General features: G+C 71.3%; 19 protein-coding genes. 11 read left to right on the forward strand and 8 right to left on the reverse strand.

The features are described 5' to 3' along the window. Positions 1-184 precede the first annotated feature (184 nt). The 5 genes from ES689_RS13840 (at position 185) to ES689_RS13860 (ending at position 6881) form a co-directional block, all read left to right on the forward strand. Complete coding sequence (locus tag ES689_RS13840; protein WP_146905821.1) at positions 185-1864, forward strand: ABC transporter substrate-binding protein; 1680 nt, start codon at positions 185-187, stop codon at positions 1862-1864. Beyond that, positions 1861-2841: an ABC transporter permease gene (locus ES689_RS13845; protein ID WP_146905824.1), complete on the forward strand. Its 981-nt coding sequence runs from the start codon at positions 1861-1863 to the stop codon at positions 2839-2841. The genes ES689_RS13840 and ES689_RS13845 overlap by 4 nt, the downstream gene beginning before the upstream one ends. Next, positions 2838-3800 (forward strand): ABC transporter permease, encoded by a 963-nt coding sequence (locus ES689_RS13850; protein ID WP_146905826.1) that lies wholly within the window; start codon positions 2838-2840, stop codon positions 3798-3800. Before ES689_RS13845 ends, ES689_RS13850 begins: the two co-directional genes overlap by 4 nt. Then, positions 3797-5554 carry an ABC transporter ATP-binding protein gene (locus tag ES689_RS13855; RefSeq protein WP_146905828.1) on the forward strand — a complete coding sequence of 586 codons (1758 nt, stop codon included), beginning with the start codon at positions 3797-3799 and terminating at the stop codon, positions 5552-5554. Before ES689_RS13850 ends, ES689_RS13855 begins: the two co-directional genes overlap by 4 nt. Positions 5555-5696: 142 nt before the next feature. Then, positions 5697-6881 (forward strand): glycoside hydrolase family 1 protein, encoded by a 1185-nt coding sequence (locus tag ES689_RS13860; protein WP_146905830.1) that lies wholly within the window; start codon positions 5697-5699, stop codon positions 6879-6881. Between the two features lie 10 nt (positions 6882-6891). On the opposite strand, the gene ES689_RS13865 is transcribed toward ES689_RS13860, so the two are convergent. Further along, complete coding sequence (locus tag ES689_RS13865) at positions 6892-8175, reverse strand: GNAT family N-acetyltransferase (RefSeq protein ID WP_146905832.1); 1284 nt, start codon at positions 8173-8175, stop codon at positions 6892-6894. Between the two features lie 175 nt (positions 8176-8350). After that, a complete protein-coding gene (locus ES689_RS13870) occupies positions 8351-9733 on the reverse strand; it encodes an MFS transporter (RefSeq protein WP_146905835.1) in 1383 nt (460 codons plus the stop codon). 233 nt (positions 9734-9966) lie between these two features. Between ES689_RS13870 and dnaK the strand changes: the two genes are divergently transcribed. From dnaK to ES689_RS13895, 5 genes are all read left to right on the forward strand, one after another. Then, positions 9967-11847 carry a molecular chaperone DnaK gene (dnaK, locus tag ES689_RS13875; protein ID WP_146905838.1) on the forward strand — a complete coding sequence of 627 codons (1881 nt, stop codon included), beginning with the start codon at positions 9967-9969 and terminating at the stop codon, positions 11845-11847. Between the two features lie 9 nt (positions 11848-11856). Continuing rightward, the gene (locus tag ES689_RS13880) at positions 11857-12585 is read left to right on the forward strand and encodes a nucleotide exchange factor GrpE (protein ID WP_146905841.1); all 729 of its coding nucleotides are present in this window, start codon (positions 11857-11859) and stop codon (positions 12583-12585) included. Between the two features lie 121 nt (positions 12586-12706). Continuing rightward, positions 12707-13723, forward strand: coding sequence for a DnaJ C-terminal domain-containing protein (locus tag ES689_RS13885; protein WP_146905843.1), 1017 nt, complete (start codon positions 12707-12709; stop codon positions 13721-13723). 5 nt (positions 13724-13728) lie between these two features. Further along, positions 13729-14139: a heat shock protein transcriptional repressor HspR gene (locus ES689_RS13890; protein ID WP_146905846.1), complete on the forward strand. Its 411-nt coding sequence runs from the start codon at positions 13729-13731 to the stop codon at positions 14137-14139. Positions 14140-14242: 103 nt separating this feature from the next. Then, positions 14243-15364, forward strand: coding sequence for a class I SAM-dependent methyltransferase (locus ES689_RS13895; protein WP_146905849.1), 1122 nt, complete (start codon positions 14243-14245; stop codon positions 15362-15364). Here the strand turns inward: ES689_RS13895 and ES689_RS13900 are convergent. Beyond that, entirely contained in the window at positions 15336-15815 is a 480-nt protein-coding gene (locus tag ES689_RS13900; protein WP_223269621.1) for a pilus assembly protein CpaE, read from the reverse strand. The genes ES689_RS13895 and ES689_RS13900 overlap by 29 nt on opposite strands. 92 nt (positions 15816-15907) lie before the next feature. On the opposite strand from ES689_RS13900, the gene ES689_RS13905 reads away from it, so the two are divergent. After that, positions 15908-17326, forward strand: coding sequence for a right-handed parallel beta-helix repeat-containing protein (locus tag ES689_RS13905; RefSeq protein WP_146905852.1), 1419 nt, complete (start codon positions 15908-15910; stop codon positions 17324-17326). A gap of 75 nt (positions 17327-17401) precedes the next feature. On the opposite strand, the gene ES689_RS13910 is transcribed toward ES689_RS13905, so the two are convergent. From ES689_RS13910 to ES689_RS13930, 5 genes are all read right to left on the reverse strand, one after another. Further along, complete coding sequence (locus ES689_RS13910) at positions 17402-18559, reverse strand: glycosyltransferase (RefSeq protein WP_191330487.1); 1158 nt, start codon at positions 18557-18559, stop codon at positions 17402-17404. 54 nt (positions 18560-18613) lie between these two features. Continuing rightward, positions 18614-20035 (reverse strand): polysaccharide biosynthesis tyrosine autokinase, encoded by a 1422-nt coding sequence (locus tag ES689_RS13915; protein ID WP_146905858.1) that lies wholly within the window; start codon positions 20033-20035, stop codon positions 18614-18616. Between the two features lie 73 nt (positions 20036-20108). Next, positions 20109-21167, reverse strand: a complete 1059-nt coding sequence (wecB, locus tag ES689_RS13920) for a non-hydrolyzing UDP-N-acetylglucosamine 2-epimerase (RefSeq protein ID WP_146905861.1) — start codon at positions 21165-21167, stop codon at positions 20109-20111. A gap of 31 nt (positions 21168-21198) precedes the next feature. After that, positions 21199-21687 (reverse strand): DUF3060 domain-containing protein, encoded by a 489-nt coding sequence (locus ES689_RS13925; RefSeq protein ID WP_146905864.1) that lies wholly within the window; start codon positions 21685-21687, stop codon positions 21199-21201. Positions 21688-21711: 24 nt separating this feature from the next. Next, positions 21712-23103 carry a hypothetical protein gene (locus ES689_RS13930; RefSeq protein ID WP_146905867.1) on the reverse strand — a complete coding sequence of 464 codons (1392 nt, stop codon included), beginning with the start codon at positions 23101-23103 and terminating at the stop codon, positions 21712-21714. Positions 23104-23326 lie beyond the last annotated feature (223 nt).

Raw genomic sequence — 23326 nt, forward strand, 5'->3', positions numbered from 1 at the left:
CCTCTGCCGACCTTCGTCGCCGCTCTGGTCCCGCCCCGAACCGCGTTCCGGACCATGGACCGAGATAGATCGCGGTTCATGGTTCGGAACGTGGTTCATGCCGCTGCGGCATCGTTGCGCCGTAGGGATGTATGCGCTTACACTGGCCACGCTCACCTCGACGACGAATGAGAGAACCGTGGCGATGACGCACACGCACAGACACCGCGCCCGAACGCGCACCGCCGTGGCGGCACTGGCCGCCGCCACCGCCGTGGTCCTCGTGGCCACCGGCTGCAGCATCCAGATCCGCAGCGAGCCCGACCCGACGATCGGCGCCGACACGATGTTGATCAACGCCGACAAGGGAAATCCGCAGTTCGAGCGGAACTTCAACCCGTTCCTCACGAACAAGCGCACCGCCTCCACCTGGATCTACGAGCCCCTGCTCGAGATCAACCCGCTCGACGGCGAGATCACGCCGTGGCTCGCGAGCGAGACGACGCTGCCCGACGCGCGCACCGTCGACATGACGATCCGCGACGGCGTCGAGTGGTCCGACGGCGAGCCGATGACGCCCGCCGACGTGGTCTACACGTTCGACCTGATCAAGGCGAACCCGGCGCTCGACCTCAAGGGCGCCTGGCAGCACATCGAGACGATCGAGCAGCAGGGCGACCACGTCGTCTTCCACCTGCAGACGGACGACGTGCCGGCGATGGAGATCATCGGCCAGACGACGATCGTGCCCGAGCACCTCTGGAGCCAGGTCGACGACCCGGCGACGTACCGCAACCCCGACCCGGTCGGCACCGGCCCGTTCACGCTCGGCAACTACTCGGCGCTGCAGTACTCGATGGACAAGAACGAGTCCTACTGGCAGGCCGAGAAGATCGACATCGCGCACCTGATCCTGCCCGCGACGAACAACCAGCTCGACACCGTCACGCGCGGCTACGACTGGGCGTACTCGTTCATCAGCGACGTCGAGGGCACCTGGGGCGCGGCCAGCGACACGAACTCGTACTGGTTCCCGCCGGGCGGCGTGATCGGCCTGATGCCGAACCTCACCAAGGCGCCGTTCGACGACGTGGACGTGCGGAACGGCATCGCGCTGGCGCTCGACCGCGACCAGATCGCCGAGTCGGCGACCGAGGGCTACCTCGAGCCTGCCGGCCAGACCGGCCTCATCCTGCCCAACCAGCAGGACGACCTCGACCCCTCGATCCCCGACGAGGGAGTCATCGGCCAGGACGTCGACGGCGCCCTCGCCGCCTTCGCCCAGGCCGGCTACACGCAGCAGGGCGACCAGCTGGTCGGCCCCGACGGCCAGCAGCTGCGCATCACGATCCTCACCGCGAACGGCTACACCGACTGGCTGAGGGCCGTGCAGGAGGTGCGGGCACAGCTGGGCGCGATCGGCATCGACGTGCAGATCCAGGCTCCCCAGCCTGCCGGCTACCAGTCGGCCATCGCGAACGGCGAGTTCGACATGGCGCTCGGCGGCATGGGCAACGGCAACACCTACCAGGCCTACAACACGCTGCTCAACAGCGCGTTCGCGACGCCGATCGGCGAGACGACGGCCTCGAACTTCGGCCGCTTCGGCGACCCTGCCGTCGACGAGCTGCTCGACGAGTGGAAGGCCGCGATCGACCCCGCCGAGCAGCAGCGCCTCTCGTACGCGCTGCAGAACGTCGTCTACGAGCAGAAGCCGGTCATCGGCCTCTACTACGGCGGGTTGTGGGGCCTTTTCAACGACTCGAAGTTCACCGGCTGGCCGAGCGAGAAGGACCCGTACATGGCGCCCCAGAACTACGACCAGGCGCCGCTGCTGATCTTCACGAAGCTGAAGCGCGTCTACCAGGGCGGTGACGACCAGTGAAGTACGCAGCGCAGAAGCTCGGCCTCTTCGTCCTCACCCTCTGGGCGGCGGTGACGCTGAACTTCATCCTGCCCAGGCTGATGCCCGGCGACCCCACCGACGCCGCGATCGCGAAGCTCTCGCAGAACGGCCCCGTGACCGAGGCCACGCGTGCCGCCATCGAGGCCCAGCTCGGCGTGCCCGACGGCAACGTGCTGCAGCAGTACGGCGCCTACCTCGGCCAGGTCGTCCGGCTCGACTTCGGGACGAGCTACACGTTCTTCCCCGAGACGGTCGGCCACCTGGTGGGGCAGGCGCTGCCGTACACGCTGATCCTCGTCGGCGCGTGCACCGTGATCGCCTTCGTGGTCGGCACCCTGATCGGCGTGGCCGCGGCCTGGAAGCGCGGCACCTGGCTCGACTCGCTGCCCACGCTCTCGGGCAGCTTCATGAGCACGTTCCCCTACTTCTGGACGGCCCTGCTCCTCCTCTTCTTCCTCGGCTACGTGCTGCACTGGTTCCCGACCACCGGGGCCTACGGCGCGACGACCACGCCGGGCTTCACGCCCGCGTTCGTCGGCGACGCCCTGCTGCACGCGGTGTTGCCGGCGGTGACGATCCTCGTCACGAGCCTCGGCGGCTGGATCCTCGGCATGCGGAACGCGATGATCAACACGCTCGGCGACGACTACGTGACCTTCGCGGAGGCGAACGGCCTGAAGGGCCGGACGGTCGCCGTCCGCTACGCCGCCCGCAACGCGATCCTGCCGAACCTCACCGGCTTCGGCCTCGCCCTCGGCGGGGTGGTCGGCGGCTCGATCCTGGTCGAGCAGGTCTTCGGCTACCCCGGCATCGGCTACCTGCTGTTCAACGCCGTCATCGGCCAGGACTACCCGCTGATGCAGGCCCTCTTCCTGATGATCACCGTGAGCGTGCTCGTCGCCAACTTCCTCGTCGACATCTTGTACGGCGTGCTCGACCCAAGGACCCGCCGATGACCTCCACCGTGTCCGTCCGCCTCCCCGAGGGAGGCGACCCTGCCGGCCCCGCGGCCGAGCAGGCCGCGCCCAGCACCTGGAAGACCGTGCTGCGCACCGCCGGCGTCGTCTGGTCGAACCCGAAGGCCAAGATCGGCATCGTCATCCTCGGCGTCTTCGTCCTGATGGCCGTCTTCGCCCCGCTGATCGCCCCCTACGGCGGCAGCGAGAACGGGTTCGAGCGCAACCAGGACGCCTCCTGGGCCCACTGGATGGGCACGACCGCCGCCGGCGAGGACGTCCTCAGCCAGCTCATCTGGGGCGCCCGCATCAGCGTGTTCGTCGGCTTCGTGGCCGGCATCGCCGCGACCCTCGTCGCCGTCGGGATCGGGCTCAGCTGGGGCTACATGCGCGGCCCCGCCGCCGAGGTGGTCGGCTTCGTCGTCAACCTGTTCCTCGTCATCCCCGGCCTGCCGTTGATGATCGTCATCGCGGCGTATCTGCAGAACGGCGGCATCGCGGTCATCATCGCGGTGATCGTCGTGACCGGCTGGGCCTGGGGCGCCCGCGTGCTGCGCAGCCAGACGCAGTCGCTGCGGTCGCGCGACTTCGTCGAGGCCGCCCGGTTCTCGGGCGAGGGCGCGACGCGCATCGTGTTCCGCGAGATCCTGCCGAACATGACGTCGCTGATCGTCGGCTCGTTCTTCGGTGCCGCGACGAGCGCGATCCTGGCGGAGGCGGGCCTCGAGTTCCTGGGGCTCGGCGACTCCTCGATCGTCAGCTGGGGCACCATCCTCTACTGGGCTCAGAACTCCAACGCCCTGCTCACCGGGCAGTGGATCCTCCTGTTCGCCCCCGGCCTCTGCATCGCCCTGCTCGCGATGAGCCTCACGCTGATCAACTTCGGCGTCGACGCCGTCAGCAACCCGCGCCTGCGCGAGGGCACCGCGCCGAAGAAGAAGAAGGAGGCGCGTCGATGACCGCCGCAGACCTCACGAACCAGCCCGCCGCCTCCTCGACGACGACCGCCGGCGACGCCGCGTTGCTGGACGTGCGCGACCTCAGCGTCGTCTACGAGTCCGCGGCGTCGACGCCGGTGCAGGCCGTCGACCACGTGTCGTTCTCGCTGCGCCGCGGCGAGTTCGTCGGCCTGGTGGGCGAGTCCGGCTCGGGGAAGTCGACGCTCGGCTACGCACTGACGCGGCTGCAGAAGCCGCCGGCGCGCACCAACGGCGGCAGCATCGTCTTCGACGGCTACGACATCCGCGACCTCGACGCGGAGGCCCTGCGTCAGCAGCGCCAGGGCGGGTTCGCGATGGTGCTGCAGTCGGGCATGAACGCGCTGAACCCGGTGCGGACGATCCACAAGCACTTCGTCGACATCTTCAAGGCGCACGGTCACGTGCCGCGCGAGCGCTGGGACTCCCGCGCCGCCGAGCTCGTGCAGAAGGTCGAGCTCGACCCGAAGGTGCTCGCACGGTTCCCCGGCGAGCTGAGCGGCGGCATGCGTCAGCGCGTCTCGATCGCGCTCGCCCTGTCGCTCGAGCCGCAGCTGATGGTCTTCGACGAGCCGACGACCGCCCTCGACGTGCTCGTGCAGCACGCCGTGATGGACACGATCATCTCTCTGCAGCAGAGCGAGGGCTTCACGGCCGTGTTGATCAGCCACGACCTCGGCATCGTGCTCGAGGCGACCGAGCGCGTGCTCGTGATGCACGAGGGCCGCATCGTCGAGGACGGCCGCTCCGCCGACGTGCTCGCCGACCCGCAGCACGAGTACACGCAGATGCTGCTGTCGCACTACGCCGACCCCCGCGCCGAGGTGGTCTCGCTGCCCGGCTTCGAGGACAGGGCGGTGCGCCGAGCCAGGGGCGAGCGCCGCGTCGACACGACCACCAGCACGCCGAGCGTCAGCACGCGCAGCACGAAGGTGGCCCAGAGCGCGATCACCGTGACCGGCGTCAGCAAGATCTACGCGCCTCCTCGTCGGGGCGAGGAGCCCGTGCGGGCCGTCCGCGACGTGTCGTTCACCCTCGAGCCGGGGCAGTCGCTCGCGCTCGTCGGCCAGTCGGGCTCGGGCAAGAGCACTATCGCGCGCATGGTCACCGGCGTCGAGAAGCCGAGCGAGGGCACCATCACGTTCGGCGACGTGGACGTCACGAAGGTGCGCGGACGTGGCCTCCGCGACCTGCGGAGCGACGTGCAGATGGTCTTCCAGGATCCGTACTCGGCCCTCAACCCGCTGCACACCGTCGAGTACACGCTCACCCGGCCGGTCGTGAACTACACGGGGCTGCGAGGGCAGGAGGCGCGGCGCCGCGTCCTGGAGCTGCTCGAGACGGTCGGTCTGACGCCGGTCGAGCAGTTCGCGGCGAAGCTGCCGCACCAGCTGTCCGGCGGTCAGCGCCAGCGCGTCGTCATCGCCAGGGCGCTCGCCAGCGACCCGCAGGTCATCATCGCCGACGAGCCCGTCTCGATGCTCGACGTGTCGCTGCGGGCCGGCGTGCTCGCCCTGCTCGAGGACCTGCGCGAGCAGTGGGGCGTCTCGATGCTCTACATCACGCACGACCTGCTCAGCGCGCGGCTCATCACCGACGACGTGATGGTGCTGCACGACGGCGCCGTGGTCGAGCGCGGCCGCACCGCCGAGGTGCTGCAGCGGCCGACCGACCCGTACACGGTGCGCCTGCTCGACGCCGTGCCGAACCCGCGGCGCACGCACCGCGCCTCCTAGCCGGGGCCCGGCCCGCGCCTCCTTCGCGCTTTCTCCCCTTCCCGTCCAGGGCGGGTCGACCGGGCCGAGGGCGGGTCCGCCACGACCCGCCCTCGGCCCGGAAGACCCGCCCTCGACCCGCACACCGCAGAACGGACACCCCATGCTGACCTTCCCCGACGGCTTCCTCTGGGGCGCCGCGACCGCCGCGCACCAGATCGAGGGCAACAACGTCAACTCGAACTGGTGGGTGCACGAGCACGCCCCGGGCACGACGATCGTCGAGCCGAGCGGCGACGCCGCCGACAGCTACCACCGGTTCCGCGACGACATCCGGATCCTCGCCGAGCTCGGCCTGAACAGCTACCGCTTCAGCATCGAGTGGGCGCGCATCGAGCCCGAGCGAGGCGTCGTCTCGAAGGCCGAGATCGCGCACTACCGCCGCATGGTCGAGACCTGCCACGAGTTCGGCGTCGAGCCGATCGTGACGCTGATGCACTTCACCGTGCCGCGGTGGTTCGAGCGCGACGGCTTCTGGCGCGCGCCCGACGCTGCCGACCTCTTCGCGCGGTACACCGAGCTCGCGCTCCCCGTCGTCAGCGAGGGCGTCCGGTACGTGTGCACGATCAACGAGCCGAACATCGCCGCGATGCTGGCCGGGGGGGAGGACGCGTCGAACCTCGTCGCGTACGGCCTGCCGAACCCCGACCTGCAGGTCGCCGACGCCCTGCTCGCCTCGCACAAGCGCAGCCGCGAGGTGCTGTCGCAGGTCGACGGCCTGAAGTCGGGCTGGACCGTCGCCACGCAGGCGTTCAAGACCGTCGACGAGCCAGGGGCCGCTGAGAAGACCCGCGAGTACGGCTACGTCCGCGACGACTGGTACAGCGAGATGGCCGCGGGCGACGACTTCGTCGGCGTGCAGGCCTACACGCAGACGTTCGTCGGCCCCGAGGGCCCGCGTCCCGTCGCCGAGGGCCTGGAGACGACCCTGACCGGCTGGGAGTTCTGGCCCGCCGCGGCCGCCGAGGGCATCCGCAGCGCCTGGGAGCTCAGCGGCCACGTGCCCGTCATGGTCACCGAGAACGGCATCGCGACCGCCGACGACACGCGTCGCATCGCCTACACGCAGGGCGCGCTCGAGGGGATCCACGCCACGATCGAGGAGGGCATCGAGGTGCTCGGCTACCAGCACTGGAACGCCCTCGACAACTACGAGTGGGCCAGCGGGTTCCGCCCCACGTTCGGGCTCATCGGCTGGGACAGGGAGACGTTCGAGCGCACCCCGAAGCCGAGCGCCCGCTGGTATGGCGAGGTCGCGCGGGCGAACGGGCTGCCCGCGTCGGCCTAGGGGGCGGAGCTCAGAACGACGTCACGCCGTACAGCGGGCGCTCGGGCCTCAGCATCGCGCGGAGAGTCTGCACGGCGCCGGAGCGGCGCTCCCGGACGAGCCCCGCGGCGGCGAGCGTCACCGGGTCGACGCCGCCGAGCCACAGCGAGCCGAGGGTCGCGACGTCGACCTCGAGGTCTGCACGACGGACGGCGGCGCGCTCGACCGTGCCCGCGCCTCCTGCGCTCGTCAGGCGCCAGGTGCCCGCGGCGTGGCCCAGGTCGTCCGAGACGGCGACGGTGACGACCCCGTCGGCGGCCCACGGCCGTGCCGAGAATGCGGCGGGCACGTCGAGCAGGCGCAGCCAGACGTGGTCCTGCTCGTGCGTCGTCGTGAGGACCCGTGCGTCGTCCAGCGCGTGGACCAGCGGGTCGTCGAGCGGCGCGGCCGCCCACGTGATCGACGTCACGAGGTCGATCGCGAGCAGCAGCTCCCACAGCGCGAGGTACGCCTCGTCCGTCGCCGTCACGAGGTCGGCGACCTCGAGCACGGTCTCGGTCGGCTTCTCGGTCACGCGGTAGACGACGTACCCGTCGACCCGACCCGAGGAGGCGCGGTGCACGGCCCCCCGCAGGCTGCGGTCGGGCTTCTGGTCGTCGCCCGTCGCGAGCCCGAGCCGCCGGTCCCAGCTGCCGACGGGCCGGTCGATCGAGCCGGGTGTGCGGGCGTGGAACCGCGCGAAGACCTCGCGGGCGACGGGTTCGAGGCGGGCGGTCGGGACGAGCTCGACGGTGCCCGTGGTCGGCGCGAGCAGGCGGACCGGACGGCGACGGTCGATCGTCACGGTGCGCTCGCGGGTCGCCGTGCCGAAGCCGAACCGGCGGTAGATGCTCGCCTCGCTGGCGGTGAGCGCCGCGACGGCGAGGCCCGCGTCGGCGGCGCGGGCGAGGTCGTCGGTCATCATTCGCCGCAGGATGCCGCGACGTCGGTGGGTGGGCTGCACCGTCACGCCCGAGATGAGGTGCGCGGGCAGCAGCGCGCTGCCGCCGACGTGCAGGGTGCGCTCGAACGACTCGAAGGTGGCGACGGGCCACTGGTCGTCGTCGAGGGTGCCGGGGCGGGGATCGCGGGGGTACGCGCCCGTCAGCACACGGGCGTCGGCGACCGCGCGTCGGGCGTCGCCGGCCGCGCCCTCGGGGGTGTCGGTGCTCTCGTGGAACCCCAGGCGGCAGGCGGCGAACCAGGCGGCGGTCGCGTCGTCGTCGATCGCGGCGGGGAAGGTGCGGAGCTCGTAGGCGTCGTCGAAGGAGGTCACCCGACCAGGCTAGGGCGAGACCTCTGCGCCGCCTCCTCATTCAGGAACTTCTGTCCTGAGTCGCGCGGCGGGGGGAGCGCGAGTCCTGAGTCGTGCACGAATCAGGATCTGCGCGGACGAAGTTCCTGAATGAGGAGGGGCAGGGGCAGGGACAGGGACAGGGACAGGGACAGGGTCAGTCGATCGCGCGCTGCACCGTCTTGACGGGCAGCATCAGCACGAGGCCGGCGAGCAGCACCAGCGCGATGCCGATGATCCCGAACCGGGTGTCGCCCGTCAGCCCGACGAACAGCGTGAAGAGCCCCGGCGCCAGGAAGCTCACCGCGCGCCCGGTCGTCGCGTAGAGCCCGAAGATCTCGCCCTCGCGGCCGGGAGGCGTCACCCGCGCCAGGAACGACCGGCTCGCCGACTGGATCGGCCCGACGAACAGGGCGAGCGCGAGCCCGAACACCCAGAACAGGTTCGTGGCCGTGCCGATCGCGAGCACCGCGAAGGCGGCGACGACGAGCCCGGCCAGCGCCCCGACGATGATCGTCTTCGCGCCGACCTTGTCGTCGAGCCAACCGCCGACGAAGGTCCCGATGCCGGCGACGAGGTTCGCGCCGACGGCGAAGTAGATCACCATGCTCGGCGTGAAGCCGAACACCTGGGCGGCGATGATGGCGCCGAACGTGAAGACGGCCGCGAGCCCGTCGCGGAACACCGCGCTCGCCAGCAAGAAGAGCAGCACCTGCCGGTTGGTGCGCCAGAGCTTCGCGATCGTCGAGCCGAGGAGGCGGTACGAGCCCACGATGCCGACCCGCGGTCGTCCCGGCGCGGCGGGCAGCTCGGGCACGCTGAGCAGCACCGGCACCGCGAAGACGGCGAACCACACGGCCGAGACGACGATCGACAGGCGGACGTCCCACGCGCCGCCCTCGGTGCCCGTGGCGACGCCGAACAGGCCGCCCCGCCCCTCCTCGCCGAAGCTCTGGAGGAACGCGACGAGCAGCAGCAACAGCAAGACGATGCCGCCGACGTAGCCGAGCCCCCAGCCGAAGCCGGAGACCTTGCCGATGGTCTTGGGGGTCGAGACCTGCACGAGCATCGCGTTGTAGCTGACGCTCGCGAACTCGAAGAAGAGGTTGCCGACGGCGAGCAGCGCGGCGCCGAACACGAGGTAGCCGGGGGCAGGCGCCACGAACACCATGGCGAGCATCGCCAGCACGACGAGGCCCGTGTTGATCGCGAGCCAGAGCTTGCGGCGGCCCGAGCCGTCGCTGCGCTGTCCGAGCACGGGCGCGAGCAGCGCGATCAGCACGCCCGCGATCGTCAGCGCGGTCGAGATGACGGTCGCGTTCTCGGCCTTGGCGAGCACCAGGGCGGGGTTGCGGGTGTCGTCGCCCGCCGCGGCGACGATCGCCGGGTCGACGAACGCGCCGCTCGCGAGGTACGTGCTGAACACGAACGAGGTGACCACCGCGTTGAAGGCGGCCGAGCCCCAGTCCCACAGGGCCCACGAGACGACCCGGCGGCGGGGGATCGGCGTGGCGTCGGCGAGCGTCTGCGCTGCGGTCATGGGGGTCAACCTAGTCGGCGCCGGTGTCGCGGAGGAGGTGCTGGCCCTGCACTGGGGGCGAGGGCGGGTCCCGCAGACCCTCACCGCACCTCCTTGAGTCGTTCTGGCTCAACTTTCAGGTTCAGGACTTGACGAGCCCGGCGCCGTGAGTAAAGTTGATGCCAGCGGACTCAAGGTCCGCGGACCACTTCCCGGCCAGCCGGGCGAATCACCAGAGACAAGGAGCGCCACCCATGGCACGTGCAGTAGGAATCGACCTCGGAACCACCAACTCGGTCGTCAGCGTCCTCGAGGGCGGCGAGCCCACCGTCATCGCGAACGCCGAGGGCCTCCGCACGACCCCCTCGGTCGTCGCCTTCACGAAGGACGGCGAGGTGCTGGTCGGCGAGACCGCCAAGCGCCAGGCCGTCACCAACGTCGACCGCACCATCGCGAGCGTCAAGCGCCACGTCGGCACCGACTGGAAGGTCGAGATCGACGACAAGAAGTACACCCCGCAAGAGATCTCGGCGCGCATCCTCGGCAAGCTGAAGCGCGACGCCGAGCAGTACCTCGGCGAGGACGTGACCGACGCCGTCGTCACCGTGCCCGCGTACTTCAACGACTCCGAGCGCCAGGCCACGAAGGAGGCCGGCGAGATCGCGGGCCTCAACGTGCTCCGCATCATCAACGAGCCCACCGCGGCCGCCCTCGCCTACGGCCTCGACAAGGGCAAGGAGGACGAGCTCATCCTCGTCTTCGACCTCGGCGGCGGCACGTTCGACGTGTCCCTCCTCGAGGTGGGCAAGGACGACGACTTCTCGACGATCCAGGTCCGCAGCACCTCCGGCGACAACCGCCTCGGCGGCGACGACTGGGACAACCGGATCGTCGAGCACCTGATCAAGAAGTTCAAGGACGCCCACGGCGTCGACCTGTCGACCGACAAGATCGCGAAGCAGCGCCTGAAGGAGGCGGCGGAGCAGGCCAAGAAGGAGCTCAGCTCCTCCACGTCCACCTCCATCCAGCTGCCCTACCTGACGCTCACCGCCGACGGCCCGCTCAACCTCGACGAGACCATCTCGCGCTCGCAGTTCGAGCAGTGGACCAGCGACCTGCTCGACCGCACCAAGAAGCCCTTCAACGACGTCATCAAGGAGGCGGGCGTCAAGGTCTCCGACATCGCGCACGTCGTGCTCGTCGGCGGCTCCACCCGCATGCCCGCCGTCACCGAGGTCGTCAAGTCGCTGACCGGCGGCCAGGAGCCCAACAAGGGCGTCAACCCGGACGAGGTCGTCGCCGTCGGCGCCGCGCTGCAGGCCGGCGTGCTGAAGGGCGAGCGCAAGGACGTCCTGCTCATCGACGTCACCCCCCTGAGCCTCGGCATCGAGACCAAGGGCGGCGCGATGACCAAGCTCATCGAGCGCAACACGGCCATCCCGACCAAGCGCAGCGAGACCTTCACGACCGCCGACGACAACCAGCCGTCCGTCGCCATCCAGGTCTTCCAGGGCGAGCGCGAGTTCACCCGCGACAACAAGAACCTCGGCACCTTCGAGCTGACCGGCATCGCGCCGGCCCCCCGTGGCGTCCCGCAGGTCGAGGTCACCTTCGACATCGACGCCAACGGCATCGTGCACGTGTCCGCGAAGGACAAGGGCACCGGCAAGGAGCAGTCGATGGTCATCTCGGGCGGCTCGTCGCTCTCGAAGGACGACATCGAGCGCATGGTCCGCGAGGCCGAGGAGAACGCGGCAGAGGACAAGGCGCGTCGTGAGGCCAACGAGACCCGCAACAACGCCGAGCAGCTCGTCTACTCGATCGAGAAGCTGATCAAGGAGAACGACGACAAGCTGCCCGACGACGTCAAGTCCGAGGTCCAGGCCGACGTCGACTCGCTGAAGACGGCGCTCGCCGGCGACGACGACTCCGCGATCAAGCCCGCCTTCGACAAGCTCAACGAGAGCCAGTCGAAGCTCGGCCAGGCCATCTACTCGCAGAGCCAGGGCGAGCAGGCCGGAGCCGCGGGCGCGGCCGGTGCCGACGGCGCCCCCGCCGACGGCCAGGCCCAGGGCGACGACGAGGACATCGTCGACGCCGAGGTCGTGGACGACGACGACAACGACAAGAAGTAGGGGCCCCCGATGGCAGACCAGAACGACAAGACGCCTGACGAGCCGGTGGTGAACGACAAGCGCCGCATCGACCCCGAGACGGGCGAGGTGCGTCCCGAGCCGGCCGCCCCCTCCGAGGACGGCGGCACCGCCGCGGTCACCGACCCCGACGAGCTGATCGAGGCCGAGGCCCCCGACGTCGAGGTGCCCGCGGGCGCCGAGGCGCCGGCGGGCGCGGCCGAGGCCGCCGCCGAGATGGCGGCCGAGGGCGCCGCAGGGGCCGGTGTCGACGGCGCCGAGCCGCTCAGCGCCGACGACGAGGCCATCCTCGACGCAGCAAGCCGTGACCTCGTCGCGGACATGCGCCAGGACATGCTCCGGGCACAGGCCGAGCTGGTGAACTTCCGGAGGCGCGTCGAGCGCGACCGCGAGGCGAACCGCGAGGCCGTGGTCGCCGAGGTCGTGCGCTCGCTGCTCCCCGCGCTCGACGACCTGGCGCTGGCCGAGAAGCACGGTGACCTCGCCGAGGGCCCGATGGTGATCGTGGCGCAGAAGATCCGCGGCGGGCTCGACAAGTTCGGGCTCGTGCAGGTCGGCGAGAAGGGCGAGGTCTTCGACCCCACAATGCACGACGCGCTGGTCCAGCTGCCGAGCGCCGACGTCACGGTGAACACCGTGGCCGACGTGATCGAGCCGGGCTACAAGATCGGCGACCGGGTCATCCGGGCCGCCAAGGTCGCGGTGCACACGCCGCAGTAGCGGCATCCGCGACGCGAGTCGCGACGGGCGGTGGGCTCCTCGAGAAGGGGCCCGCCGCCTCCCACATTCCCCGGCCTGCCGCTCCCGAGCGGCGGCTCAGAGACAAGAGAGGAGGTGCCGGATGGCCAGCCAGGACTGGTTCGACAAGGACTTCTACGCCGTTCTCGGTGTCTCCAAGGACGTCACGGCGGCAGAGCTCAAGAAGGTCTACCGCAAGCTCGCCCGCAAGTACCACCCCGACTCCAACCCCGGCGACGCCGCCGCGGAGGCGAAGTTCAAAGAGGTGAGCGAGGCGAACTCGGTGCTCTCCGACCCCGAGCAGCGCCGCGAGTACGACCAGATCCGGGCCATGGGCTCCGGCGCACGGTTCACCGCCGGCAGCGGCGGCCCCGGCGGTGGCGGCGGCGGCTTCGAGGACGTCTTCGGCGGCATGTTCGGCGGCGGCCAGCCCGGCGGCGGTCGTCAGCAGTACCGCCAGCAGGGCGGCGGCGGCTTCGACGACATCTTCGGCGGCATGTTCGGCGGCGGAGGCGGCGGCTTCGGCCAGACGAGCGGCGGCTACCGCGGCTTCGGCGGTCCGCAGAAGGGCCGCGACATGACGGCCACGACGACGCTCGACTTCCAGACCGCGGTCGTCGGCGAGACGATCTCGCTGCAGGGCGCCAACGGTCGCCCCATGAAGGTCCGCATCCCCGCGGGCGTGCACGACGGCCAGAAGATCCGGCTGCGCGGCAAGGGCGAGCCCAGCCCCGACGGCGGCGAGGGCGGCGACATGGTGCTCACCATCGCCGTCCGCAGGCACCCCGTCTTCGAGCTCGACGGCCAGAACCTGCGCCTCGACGTGCCGGTCACGTTCGCCGAGGCGGCGCTCGGCGCGACCATCGAGGTCCCGACGCTCGGCGGAGAGCCCGTGCGGCTGCGCGTCGCGCCGGGCACGCCGTCCGGTCGCGTGCTCCGCGTCAAGGGCCGCGGGGTCTCGACCAAGAGCGGCACCGGTGACCTGCTCGCCACCGTCCAGGTGGCCGTGCCCTCGCACCTCAGCGAGAAGGCGAAGGAGGCGGTCGAGGCCCTGGCCGCGGCCCTCCCGGCCGAGAACCCCCGCGACGACCTCATCGTCAGGGCCCGCGCGCAGGCGTGACCACCATGGACGAGAACTCGCCGCTCTTCGCCATCGCGACCGCCGCCGAGCTCGCGGGCATGCACGCCCAGACGCTGCGGCAGTACGACCGACTCGGCCTCGTCGTGCCGCAGCGCACGGCGGGCAAGTCGCGCCGCTACTCGATGCGCGACGTCGTCCAGCTGCGCGAGATCGGCCGGCTGGGCGGCGAGGGAGTCTCGCTCGAGGGCATCAAGCGCATCCTCGAGCTCGAGAACCAGGTCACGTCGCTGCAGTCGCGGGTGCGCGAGCTCGAGCGGGCGCTCGCCGACGAGCTGGTCAACCGGCCAGGTGCCCGGGTCTTCGCGGCCGGCGAGAGCGGCGTCGTGCCGTTGCGGCACGGTGCGCGTCCGCAGCGTCAGACGTCGGTCGTCGTCTGGCGCCCCCAGCAGCACTGACCAGCCGGCACCGACCCGGCAGCTCTGACCGTCCGGCACCGACCCGTCCGGCATCGGCCCGGTGGGACCGGGGCGGCGCGGTCGTCCGCCCTAGGCTGTCGTCGTGCCCGACCTCGACTTCTCCGCCCTGCGGCGCTGGCCCGACGTCGAGGCCCACGACCTCGTCGCGTGGGACGCGACGGACCGCCTCCTGCTCGACGAGGCGCAGGAGGCGCTGGTCGCGTCCCCGACTGCGGTCACCCTCATCGGCGACCGCCACGGGGCCCTCACCCTCGGGGCAGCGGCCCGCGGCGCGACCGGGCTGCGCGTGCACCAGGACGCGCTGTCGGGCGAGCGGGCGCTGGCGGCCAACGCGTCCCGGCTCGGGATCGCGACGACGTGGGAGCAGCACCCGCTCGAGGCGTCGCTGGTCGAGCGTGCACGAGTGGTGCTCCTCCAGCTGCCTCGCGAGCTCGACGCGCTCGACGAGGTGGCCGGGCTCGTCGCCCGCGCCGCGCCCCCGGGGGTCGTGCTCTTCGCCGGCGGGCGCGTGAAGCACATGGCCCTCGCCATGAACGACGTCCTCGGCCGGCACTTCGGCGAGGTGCGTGCGGGGCTCGCGCGCCAGAAGTCGCGGGTCCTGGTCGCGCAGCGACCCCTGGCAGGCGCAGGAGGCGTGGGCTGGCCCCGCGAGCAGCGTCACCTCGACCTCGGCCTCACCGTCGCCGCGCACGGCCGTGCCTTCGCGGGGACGTCGGTCGACATCGGCACCAGGGCGCTGCTCGGCGTGCTCGCCGACGCCGTGCCGGGGGCCCGCGACGTGGTCGACCTGGGCTGCGGCACCGGGGTGCTCGCGACCTCCGTCGCCCTCGCGCGGTCGGGCGTGCGGGTGGTGGCCACCGACCAGTCGGCGGCGGCGGTGGCGTCGGCTGCCGCGACGGCGGGGGCCAACGGCGTCGGCGACCGCGTGCGAGTGGTCCGTGCCGACGCAGGCGACGCCCTGCCCGCGGGCTCGGCCGACCTGGTGCTCCTCAACCCGCCGTTCCACGCCGGAGCGGCCGTGCACGCCGGGCTCGCGCCGCGGCTGTTCGACGCGGCCGCGCGCCTGCTGCGTCCCGGGGGCGAGCTCTGGACCGTCTACAACTCGCACCTCGGCTACCGACCCGCGCTCGAGGCGTCGGTCGGGACGACCCGTCAGGTGCTCCGTACCTCGAAGTTCACGGTGACGGCGTCGACGCGTCGCTGACGGCCGTGCCGTCCGTGTCGCTCGCGACGTCCGGGTCGTCCAGGGTCACCGACGCGGCGATGTAGGCGAGCAGGGCCTGGGCGTAGGCGTCCTCGGCATCTGCGGCGGTGAACACCCGCTCGTCGCCGTCGATGACGACCCTCACCTCGCTGTCCCCGGTGCCGGCGCGCGTCAACGACCGGAACGCGCGCGACAGCAGGAGGCGCAGCTGGTCCTCCCGAGGCAGCCACAGCGAGTCGTCGGCCGCCACGGAGTCCAGCGCCCACTCGGTGGTCCCGTTGAACCCGAGAACGGTGCCGGTGGGGTGCTCGTGCGCCTCGATGGTCATCTCGCTCAGCGTGAAGACGTCCTCGGCGAAGCCGACGGTGTCGATCACGAAGCGGTCTCCGGTGGCGGGGTGCCACCGCAGACCGCTGTCGGCGAGGCGGCGGGCGAGGTCGACGTCGATCATGCCTCCATCTTGCGCCCGACGCGCCGCCCTGAGCTGCGAGCTGTTGCATGAGGCATATAACATCGGTGCACACAAGCGCTAGAGGAGGCCGCATGACGAACGAAGCAGCACGGCACGGTGTCGGTGCGATGGGGAGACGAGCTCTCCTGCTCGGCGGGGCAGGTGCGGCGGCGGCCGCGGTGACGACGATGGGAGCCCCGAGCGCGGCCTCGGCCGACGCGGCCGGCTGCCCGGTGACGCGTCGCGACGACGCGGGTGCGGAGACGCTCGACGAGGCGCTGGCAGCGGTGCCCGACGGGGGCACGCTCACCGTCACGCGTCCGTGGAGCCGGGGTGTCTCGCTGGTCGTCGACCGGCCCGTCACGATCGTCTTCACGGGTGCCGGCCGTCTCGCGATGACCGCCGACGTGGCCGCGATCGAGGTGCGGGTCAGCGGCGTCGTCCTCCGGGACGTCGTGCTCGTGGGCACCTCCGGCAGCCGGACGGGGCTGGGGCGCGGCATCCTGGCGGCCGGCTCGGTCGAGGCACCGATCGACGGGCTGCGCGTCGAGGGCGGGGTGATCAGCGGCTTCACGCACGACGGCGTCTTCGCCGCTTTCTGCAGATCGTTCACCATCGCCGGCTGCACGATCAGCGACGTCGCCTACGCGGGCGTGTTGATGCTCTCGTGCTCGTACGGAATCGTCCGTGACTGCACGATCGACACCGTCAACCAGCCGTCGCCCTACGTGAACAGCTACGGCGTGATCGCGTCTCGTGACGACACCGTGCCCCTCGCCCGTGCTCCGCGCTCGTCGATGATCCTCATCGACTCGAACACCGTCGTCGGCGTCGCCGCGTGGGAGGGCATCGACACGCACGCGGGCGAAGGCATCGTGGTGACGAGCAACACGGTCCGCGACTGCAGGGTCGGCATCGCCGTCGTGCCCTGCAAGAACGAGGTCGACCGTGCGTCGACCCTCTGGGCGCCGCTCGACGTGGTGGTCTCGGGCAACGTCGTCGAACGGGTGGGTCTCGACGCGCCAGGTGCCGGCATCCTCGTCAGGGGCGCCGGCGACACCGTCGGCTCGGGCGCCGAGCGGGCCACGGGGGTCGTCGTCGACAACGTGGTGCGCGGGCACGGCGGCGGCAGCGAGGGCGGGATGGTGCTCTACCTGACGCGTGGGTTCGTCGTCAGCGGCAACGTCTTCGAGTCCTGTGTGGGCAGCGCTCTGGTGCTGTACCACTCGAACGAGGCGGTCATGCTGCTGCGGAACTCGGCCCGCGGACTGCGCCCGGCGTCACCGGGAGGCGCGATGGCGGTCGTCACGGTTCGCAGCGGGTCGAACACGGGGACCATCTCGTCGACCCGCTTCGAGGCGAGCGCCGACGCGCCGGCACGGCCCGTCCGAGGCGTCGCCGTCGGACAGGCCGGAAATGAGCTCGACCTGTTGGGCAACGACTGGTCGCAGACCGACCTGGCCGTCTGGGGCACCAGGTCGGTCGTGAACAGGTACGGCGACGGCGCCTGACCGGGCTTCGCCGGGACCGGCGCAGGGGCCTCTCGCCCAGGCCCTCGCCGGGACCCCTCGCCGGGACCCCTCGCCTCAGCGAGTCCTCGGCGAGGGCGTGGGTGTGAGCAGATCGCGGTAGACCCCGACCAGCACGCGTTCCTCGCTCTCCCAGCTGAATATCGACGCGGCGGCGGCGCGGGCGTTGCGACCGTGACGGTCGAGGAGCTCCGGGTCCGATGCGTACCGCGCGATCGCCCTGGCCGCGGCCTGTGGGTCGTTCGGATCGACGAACGTGGCGCAGTCGTGGGGTGCGAGCAGCTCGCGCCAGAGCGGGAAGTCGGAGAGGATCACCGCCTGGCCGGCCGCCATGTACTCGAACATCTTGGTCGGCAGGGAGTTGAGGTGCGCCGCCGTGGGCTGGAACAGCACGAGTCCGACCGGGGCCGTGAGCAGCAGGTCGCGGGTGGCGACGGGTGCCAGCTGTCCGTGGAACACCAGGGGCGATGCGGATCGCGCGGCTTCGTCCTCGATCTGGGCGATGAACGGCGAACTGACGGTGCCGGCGACTTCGAGCGCCCAGCCGTGGGGCAGCTCGGGGGAGCGAGCGAGGCGCAGCAGCTCTGCCGCGCCCCGTTCGGCGCCGAGGGCACCGACGTAGACCGCGACGGGACGTCGCGCGCTGGCGGGGGCTGCGCTCTCTTCGCCGGCCCGTAGCCTCGGGAAGTTCCGCACCAGGACCGTCTTGTGGCGGGGATACGTCTGCTCGATGGTCTCCGTGGCCGCGACGACCCGGTCGGCGGTGGCGGCCAGTCGGACGACGGCACGGGCGAACAGGCCCAAGCCGGTACGCAGGAGGCGTCGGCGGCGGCCCGCGAGGTAGTCCTTGCCGAGCACCTGGTCGGGCAGGTCCTCGTGGGCGTCGAACACGACGCGTCGCCCGAGCAGCCGGTGCAGGGGCACGGACCACACGAGCTCGGGGTCGTGCAGGTGGACGACCCGGGCCTGCGATCGGCAGGCGAGCCACGTGACCTGGAGGGTGCTGAGCACCATGCGGGCCCGGCGGCGGCGGCGCGGGACGGTCACCACCTCGACGCCCGTGTCGGGCGCCGTGACGTCGCTCTCGACGGCGATCAGGCGCACGCGGTAGCCGGCGGCGGCCGCGCCGGCGGCCTCGCGAAGGTGCACCCGGTTGTCGGTCCAGGGATGTGCGCTCGAGACGTGGACGATGTCAGGGGACGTGGTGTGTCGCATGGTGGGCTTCCTGGTCGTGGCGGTCGGCATGTGGTGCGGTGGCGTCGCCGACCGTCAGGTCGACCGCCCGGGCACGAACGAGAGCCGGCGGAGTGCCGGGGCCGCGGGTCGCTGTTCGTTCGGCACGTACCGGTAGTACGAGTCCGTGCCGCGGCGATGACGGGTCATCGTCAGGATGGCGCCCCGAGGTCGGGTGCCGACGGCCGTGAGACGGTCGACCGCTCGCCGGACGTCCTCGCGGCGGGTGCGACCGGTCGCGACGACCAGGAGCATCGTGTCGACGAGACGGGCGATCAAGGCGGCGTCCGTGACGGACAGCAACGGCGGGGTGTCGATCACGATCACGTCGTACGAGTCGCCGAGCGTCGAGAGCAGCGTCTCCATGGCCTTCGACGAGAGCAGCTCGCTCGGGTTGGGCGGAATGAAGCCGGACGGGATCACCGTCAGCTCGTCGCGTCCCCAGGGCTGGGCGACGTCGTCGAGCTCGACCTTGCCGACCAGCAGATCGGACAACCCGACCGTGCCCTCGAGGCCGAGGACCGTCGCCAGGCTCGGGCGGCGGAGGTCGGCGTCGATCACGACGACTCGCAGGCCGGAGTCGGCCAGGGCGATCGCGAGGTTGGCCGTCGTCGTCGTCTTGCCCTCGGATGCGGTGGACGACGTGACGCCGATGGTGAGGGCGCCGGCCACGTGGTCGGTGTCGAGGTACTGGATGTTCGTCCGCAGCGTGCGGAACGACTCGGCGTGGGGGCTCGTCCCGTCGTCTCGCACGATCAGGGGCCGGCGCGGCATCTGCGCGTCGAACGCGATCTCGCCCACCACGGGAAGCTCGATGCCCTGTGGGAGGTCGTCGCGTCCCCGCACCTTGGTGTCGAGGGCTTTGAGGAGCAGGACGACAGCGGCGGCCGCGAAAGCGCCCAACGCAGCGCCGAGTGCCAGGTTCGCCCGAGTGCGGGGGCTGCTCGCGGAGGCCGCCTCGACGGCGGGGGTGACGAGTTCGAGGGTCACCGAGGGCACGCCGGGCGAGACCTCGGGCTCGAGCTGCGTCGTGACCACGGTGACGAGGCTGTCGGTCACGGCGGCGGCGAGGGCCGCGGCCGCCGCCCGGTCGGTGGCCGTGGCCGTGATGGTCAGGATGACGCTCGACGGCGCCGCCGACGCGGACACCTGCGCGGCGAGCCGGGCGGGTGTGGTGTCGAGGTCGAGCTCGTCGATCACCGGGGCGAGCACCCGAGGAGTGGTCACGAGGTCTTCGTACGTGGTGAGCTTCTGCTGTGCGGCGTTCGATCCGGTGGCGATCTCGGTCGCCGACGACTCGGACTGGCTGCGCACGGCGACGAAGACCTCGGTCGTGCTCGTGTAGGTCGGCGTGACGGCGGCGGTCAGGGCCGCCGCGGCGCCGACGCCCACCAGGACGCCCAGGACGACGACGAACCAGCGGGCGGCGATCGCACGTGCTATGTCGATGGCGGGCATGGCGGAGCCTTTCGGGGGAGGGGGCGGGAACAGGGAGCGAGGACGCGACGGCTCGGGCCAGGCGCCAGTCGCGTCAGGCGACGAACTCGAGGACGGCCTCGGCCGTGCGCTGAGCGGCACGACCGTCGCCGTACGGCGTCTCCTGGGTGTCGGGCGCCGACAGCGACGAGAGAGCGCTCGGGATGTCGGACGGTCGCTCGCCGACCAGCGCGTTCCAGCCGAGGTCGACGGTCTCGGTCCACTCCGTGTCGGAGCGGACCGTGACGCACGGGCGCCTCAGGAGGAAGGCCTCCTTCTGCAGACCGCCGGAGTCCGTGACGACCCCTGACGACGACAGCACCAGCCGGACGAGGTCGCGATAGCCGACGGGCTCGCGGACGGTGATGTTCCCGACGTCGAGCCGGACCCCGGCCTCGGCGGCCTTGGCGACCAGGCGCGGGTGCGCGAGCAACAGGGTCGGTCGATCCTGCCCGGAGAGCCCTCGGACGATCTCGCGAAGCCGCTCCGGGCTGTCCGTGTTCGCGGGGCGGTGCAGCGTGGCGAGGGTGAAGGGTGCCCCGCCGAACGGTGCAGCAGGTGTCGTTGCGGCATCGAGGGCGTCGCGCACCTCGAAGAGGATGTCGGTCATCACGTCGCCGACGAGGAGGCTGCGCGCGCCGAGGCCCTCGGTCGCGAGGTTGGCCATCGCGCCGAGCGTCGGGGCCAGACAGAGATCTGCCGTGTGGTCGGTCATGACGCGGTTGATCTCCTCGGGCATGCTGCGGTCGAACGACCGCAGGCCGGCCTCGAGGTGCACGACGGGCACGTGCAGCTTCGTGGCGGCGAGGGCGGCCGCCAGCGTGGAGTTGGTGTCTCCGTAGACGATGACGGCGTCTGGCCGGTCGTCCTGCAGGAGGCGTTCCAGGCTCTCGAGCATGCGGCCGGTCTGCGCGCCGTGCGACGCCGACCCCACCCCGCAGTGGTGGTCGGGTCGCGGGATGTCGAGCTCGACGAAGAACACGTCGGACATGACGCTGTCGTAGTGCTGCCCCGTGTGGATGATGCGGTGGTCGCAGAGACCCGCGAGGGCGCGAGCGACCGGGGCGAGCTTGACGAACTGCGGGCGGGCCCCGACGATGCTGGTGATGCGCATGGATCCTCCTTCGCGAGCTCGGCGGGCCGGGTCAGCGGGCCGTGACGGTGTTGCCCGTGCCGTCGCCGACCTGCTCGGGAGCGTCGCCGGTGTGGGTCACGACGTTGTCGTCGCCCCCGAGCTCGACGCGAGTGACGGTGTCGGCCTCGACCGTGGTGCCGTTGCCCATCAGGCTGAGGGTCGTGACGGGGCCGAGCGTCAGGCTGCCGCCCTCGCCGATGACGACGACCGTCTCGCACCCGTCGGGCAGTTCTTTGTCGACCCCGTCGGTCAGGTCCATGAAGGCCACGCCGTCGACGCATTCGTCGTCGGGAGCCGCGACCTGCGTCGACGGGGTCGGGTCCGGGGTCGGCTCGGCACGGTCGGCATCGGGCGACGTGCAGCCGACCAGGGCGAGGCCGAGGGCAGCCGCGAGGGTGAGGGGCAGGAGGAGCGTCTTCTTCATGTCACGCTTTCGGATCGGGGTGAGCGGGGCGATGTTCCACAATAAATATTTTACACTAATACGTGAGATTGGCAAGGGTGTCGAGGACTGTTGGTCGGGTCAGGACCGTGGTCCGAAGCCGTAGACGGTGGCGAACTGCTCGGCAGGCGTTCCTGCGTCCTGGACGAACTGGAGGTTCCAGATCGACGTGCCCATGTACTGGCGAGTCCAGGTCCAAGTGCCGTCAGGCCCGACGGGCGTACCGGCGATGACCGTGCCGTAGCCGTTGCGCACCGTGATGCGCTTCCCGGGCGTGGCCGTGCCCGCGAAGGTGAAGGGCTTGCCGACCTCGTAGCCGATCGACGGATCTGCGGGCGCGGTCGCCGTGACCGCCGGCGAGGGCGAGGAGTGGGGCTTGAAGCCGGACACCTTCGCGGACGACTCGCTGGCGAGGCCCTTGTCCTGCACGAACTCGAGGTGCCACTCGCCGCTGCCCATGTGCACACGGGTCCACTGCCAGGTCCCGTCCGGGTCGACGATCGCCCGGCCGAGGGGGGTGCCCCACGCGTTCTGCACGTTGATGGTGTGGGCGGCGGCTCCTGTGCCCCGGAACGTGTAGGGGGCGTCGGGCGCGTAGCCCGCGGAGACGTCGGCGGGGGCCGTGATGCTCACCCGGGGCTGCTCGACCTGGGGGCGGAAGTCGTACACCGTCGCCGTGGCCTGCTGCGGGCCGTTCTTGTCCTGGATGAACTCGAGCTGCCAGATGCTCGTGCCCATGTTGGTGCGAGTCCATGCCCAGGTGCCGTCGCGGTCGACGGCCCTGGTCGCGATCACGGTCCCCCACACGTTCTGGACCGTGAGCGTGGTGCCCGGCGTGGCCGTGCCCCTGAACGTGAACGGCTTGCCCGGCGTGTAGCCGGCTGAGGTGTCGGACGGGTTCGTCACGGTGACGCCGGCCTGCGGTGCGGGAGTGCGCTCTTCGCCGCTCCCATCGGCAGGGGCAGGGGCAGGGGCAGGGGCAGAGGCGGGGGCAGGGGCAGGGGCCGCGTCGCCCGCGGCGTCCGCGACGCCCAGGACCACCGTCTGCTGCACCGAGTCGGCGAGACGTCCCGCGATGAGTTGCTCGACGGTCAGCTCGTGGCTGCCGGTGCCGAGCGTGGCGGGCACGTCGGCGGACCACGCGCCGCCGACGACGGCCAGGTCGGAGACGACCTGTCGGTCGCGGTCGAGGATTCGGACCGTCGCGCCTTCTTGTCCTGTTCCGCTCAGCCGAGGCTGCCCCTCGTCGTCGACCGGGTACGTGACGGCGGCTGTGAGGGCTGCCGGCGGGAGGGCGGGGTCGGTCGGCTCGACGGTGCCCGTGATCGGTCGCGTCGCGGGGGCGCCCGTCGTGCTGGCGGTCGGTGACCCACCTGCAGGGTCGGTCGCGCTGGTCGCGGGCGCGGCCCCCGCGAGGAGCGCGATCAGGCCTCCCGCTGCGACGGCGGTGATCAGGGGGTTCTTCGTCATCATGGAGTCTCTCGATCAGGGTTCATGGGCAGACGAGACCATAATGTCAGATGCAAAAGACCAGTGTGGAATGACGTGGCCCCCGTGATGGAGCGTGAACTTCACCACGGGGGCCGGAGGAGGTGTGTCGAGGGTCAGGGCCGGGGGGCGAAGTTGTAGACCGTCGCCTTGTGCTCGTTCGCGGTGCCCTTGTCCTGGATGAACTCGAGCTGCCAGGTCGACGTGC

This window comes from Frigoribacterium sp. ACAM 257, from assembly GCF_007954365.1.
Classification (GTDB): Bacteria; Actinomycetota; Actinomycetes; order Actinomycetales; family Microbacteriaceae; genus Frigoribacterium.

Excerpts from the sequence above, each read along its gene's own strand:
- ES689_RS13910 (WP_191330487.1), bottom strand. The coding sequence starts at position 18,559 with ATGCGACACACCACGTCCCCTGACATCGTCCACGTCTCGAGCGCACAT.
- ES689_RS13900 (WP_223269621.1), bottom strand. The coding sequence starts at position 15,815 with ATGATCGACGTCGACCTCGCCCGCCGCCTCGCCGACAGCGGTCTGCGG.
- ES689_RS13880 (WP_146905841.1), top strand. The coding sequence starts at position 11,857 with ATGGCAGACCAGAACGACAAGACGCCTGACGAGCCGGTGGTGAACGAC.
- ES689_RS13930 (WP_146905867.1), bottom strand. The coding sequence starts at position 23,103 with ATGATGACGAAGAACCCCCTGATCACCGCCGTCGCAGCGGGAGGCCTG.
- ES689_RS13890 (WP_146905846.1), top strand. The coding sequence starts at position 13,729 with ATGGACGAGAACTCGCCGCTCTTCGCCATCGCGACCGCCGCCGAGCTC.
- ES689_RS13915 (WP_146905858.1), bottom strand. The coding sequence starts at position 20,035 with ATGCCCGCCATCGACATAGCACGTGCGATCGCCGCCCGCTGGTTCGTC.
- dnaK (WP_146905838.1), top strand. The coding sequence starts at position 9,967 with ATGGCACGTGCAGTAGGAATCGACCTCGGAACCACCAACTCGGTCGTC.
- ES689_RS13885 (WP_146905843.1), top strand. The coding sequence starts at position 12,707 with ATGGCCAGCCAGGACTGGTTCGACAAGGACTTCTACGCCGTTCTCGGT.
- ES689_RS13860 (WP_146905830.1), top strand. The coding sequence starts at position 5,697 with ATGCTGACCTTCCCCGACGGCTTCCTCTGGGGCGCCGCGACCGCCGCG.
- ES689_RS13905 (WP_146905852.1), top strand. The coding sequence starts at position 15,908 with ATGACGAACGAAGCAGCACGGCACGGTGTCGGTGCGATGGGGAGACGA.
- ES689_RS13870 (WP_146905835.1), bottom strand. The coding sequence starts at position 9,733 with ATGACCGCAGCGCAGACGCTCGCCGACGCCACGCCGATCCCCCGCCGC.
- ES689_RS13850 (WP_146905826.1), top strand. The coding sequence starts at position 2,838 with ATGACCTCCACCGTGTCCGTCCGCCTCCCCGAGGGAGGCGACCCTGCC.
- ES689_RS13855 (WP_146905828.1), top strand. The coding sequence starts at position 3,797 with ATGACCGCCGCAGACCTCACGAACCAGCCCGCCGCCTCCTCGACGACG.
- ES689_RS13840 (WP_146905821.1), top strand. The coding sequence starts at position 185 with ATGACGCACACGCACAGACACCGCGCCCGAACGCGCACCGCCGTGGCG.
- wecB (WP_146905861.1), bottom strand. The coding sequence starts at position 21,167 with ATGCGCATCACCAGCATCGTCGGGGCCCGCCCGCAGTTCGTCAAGCTC.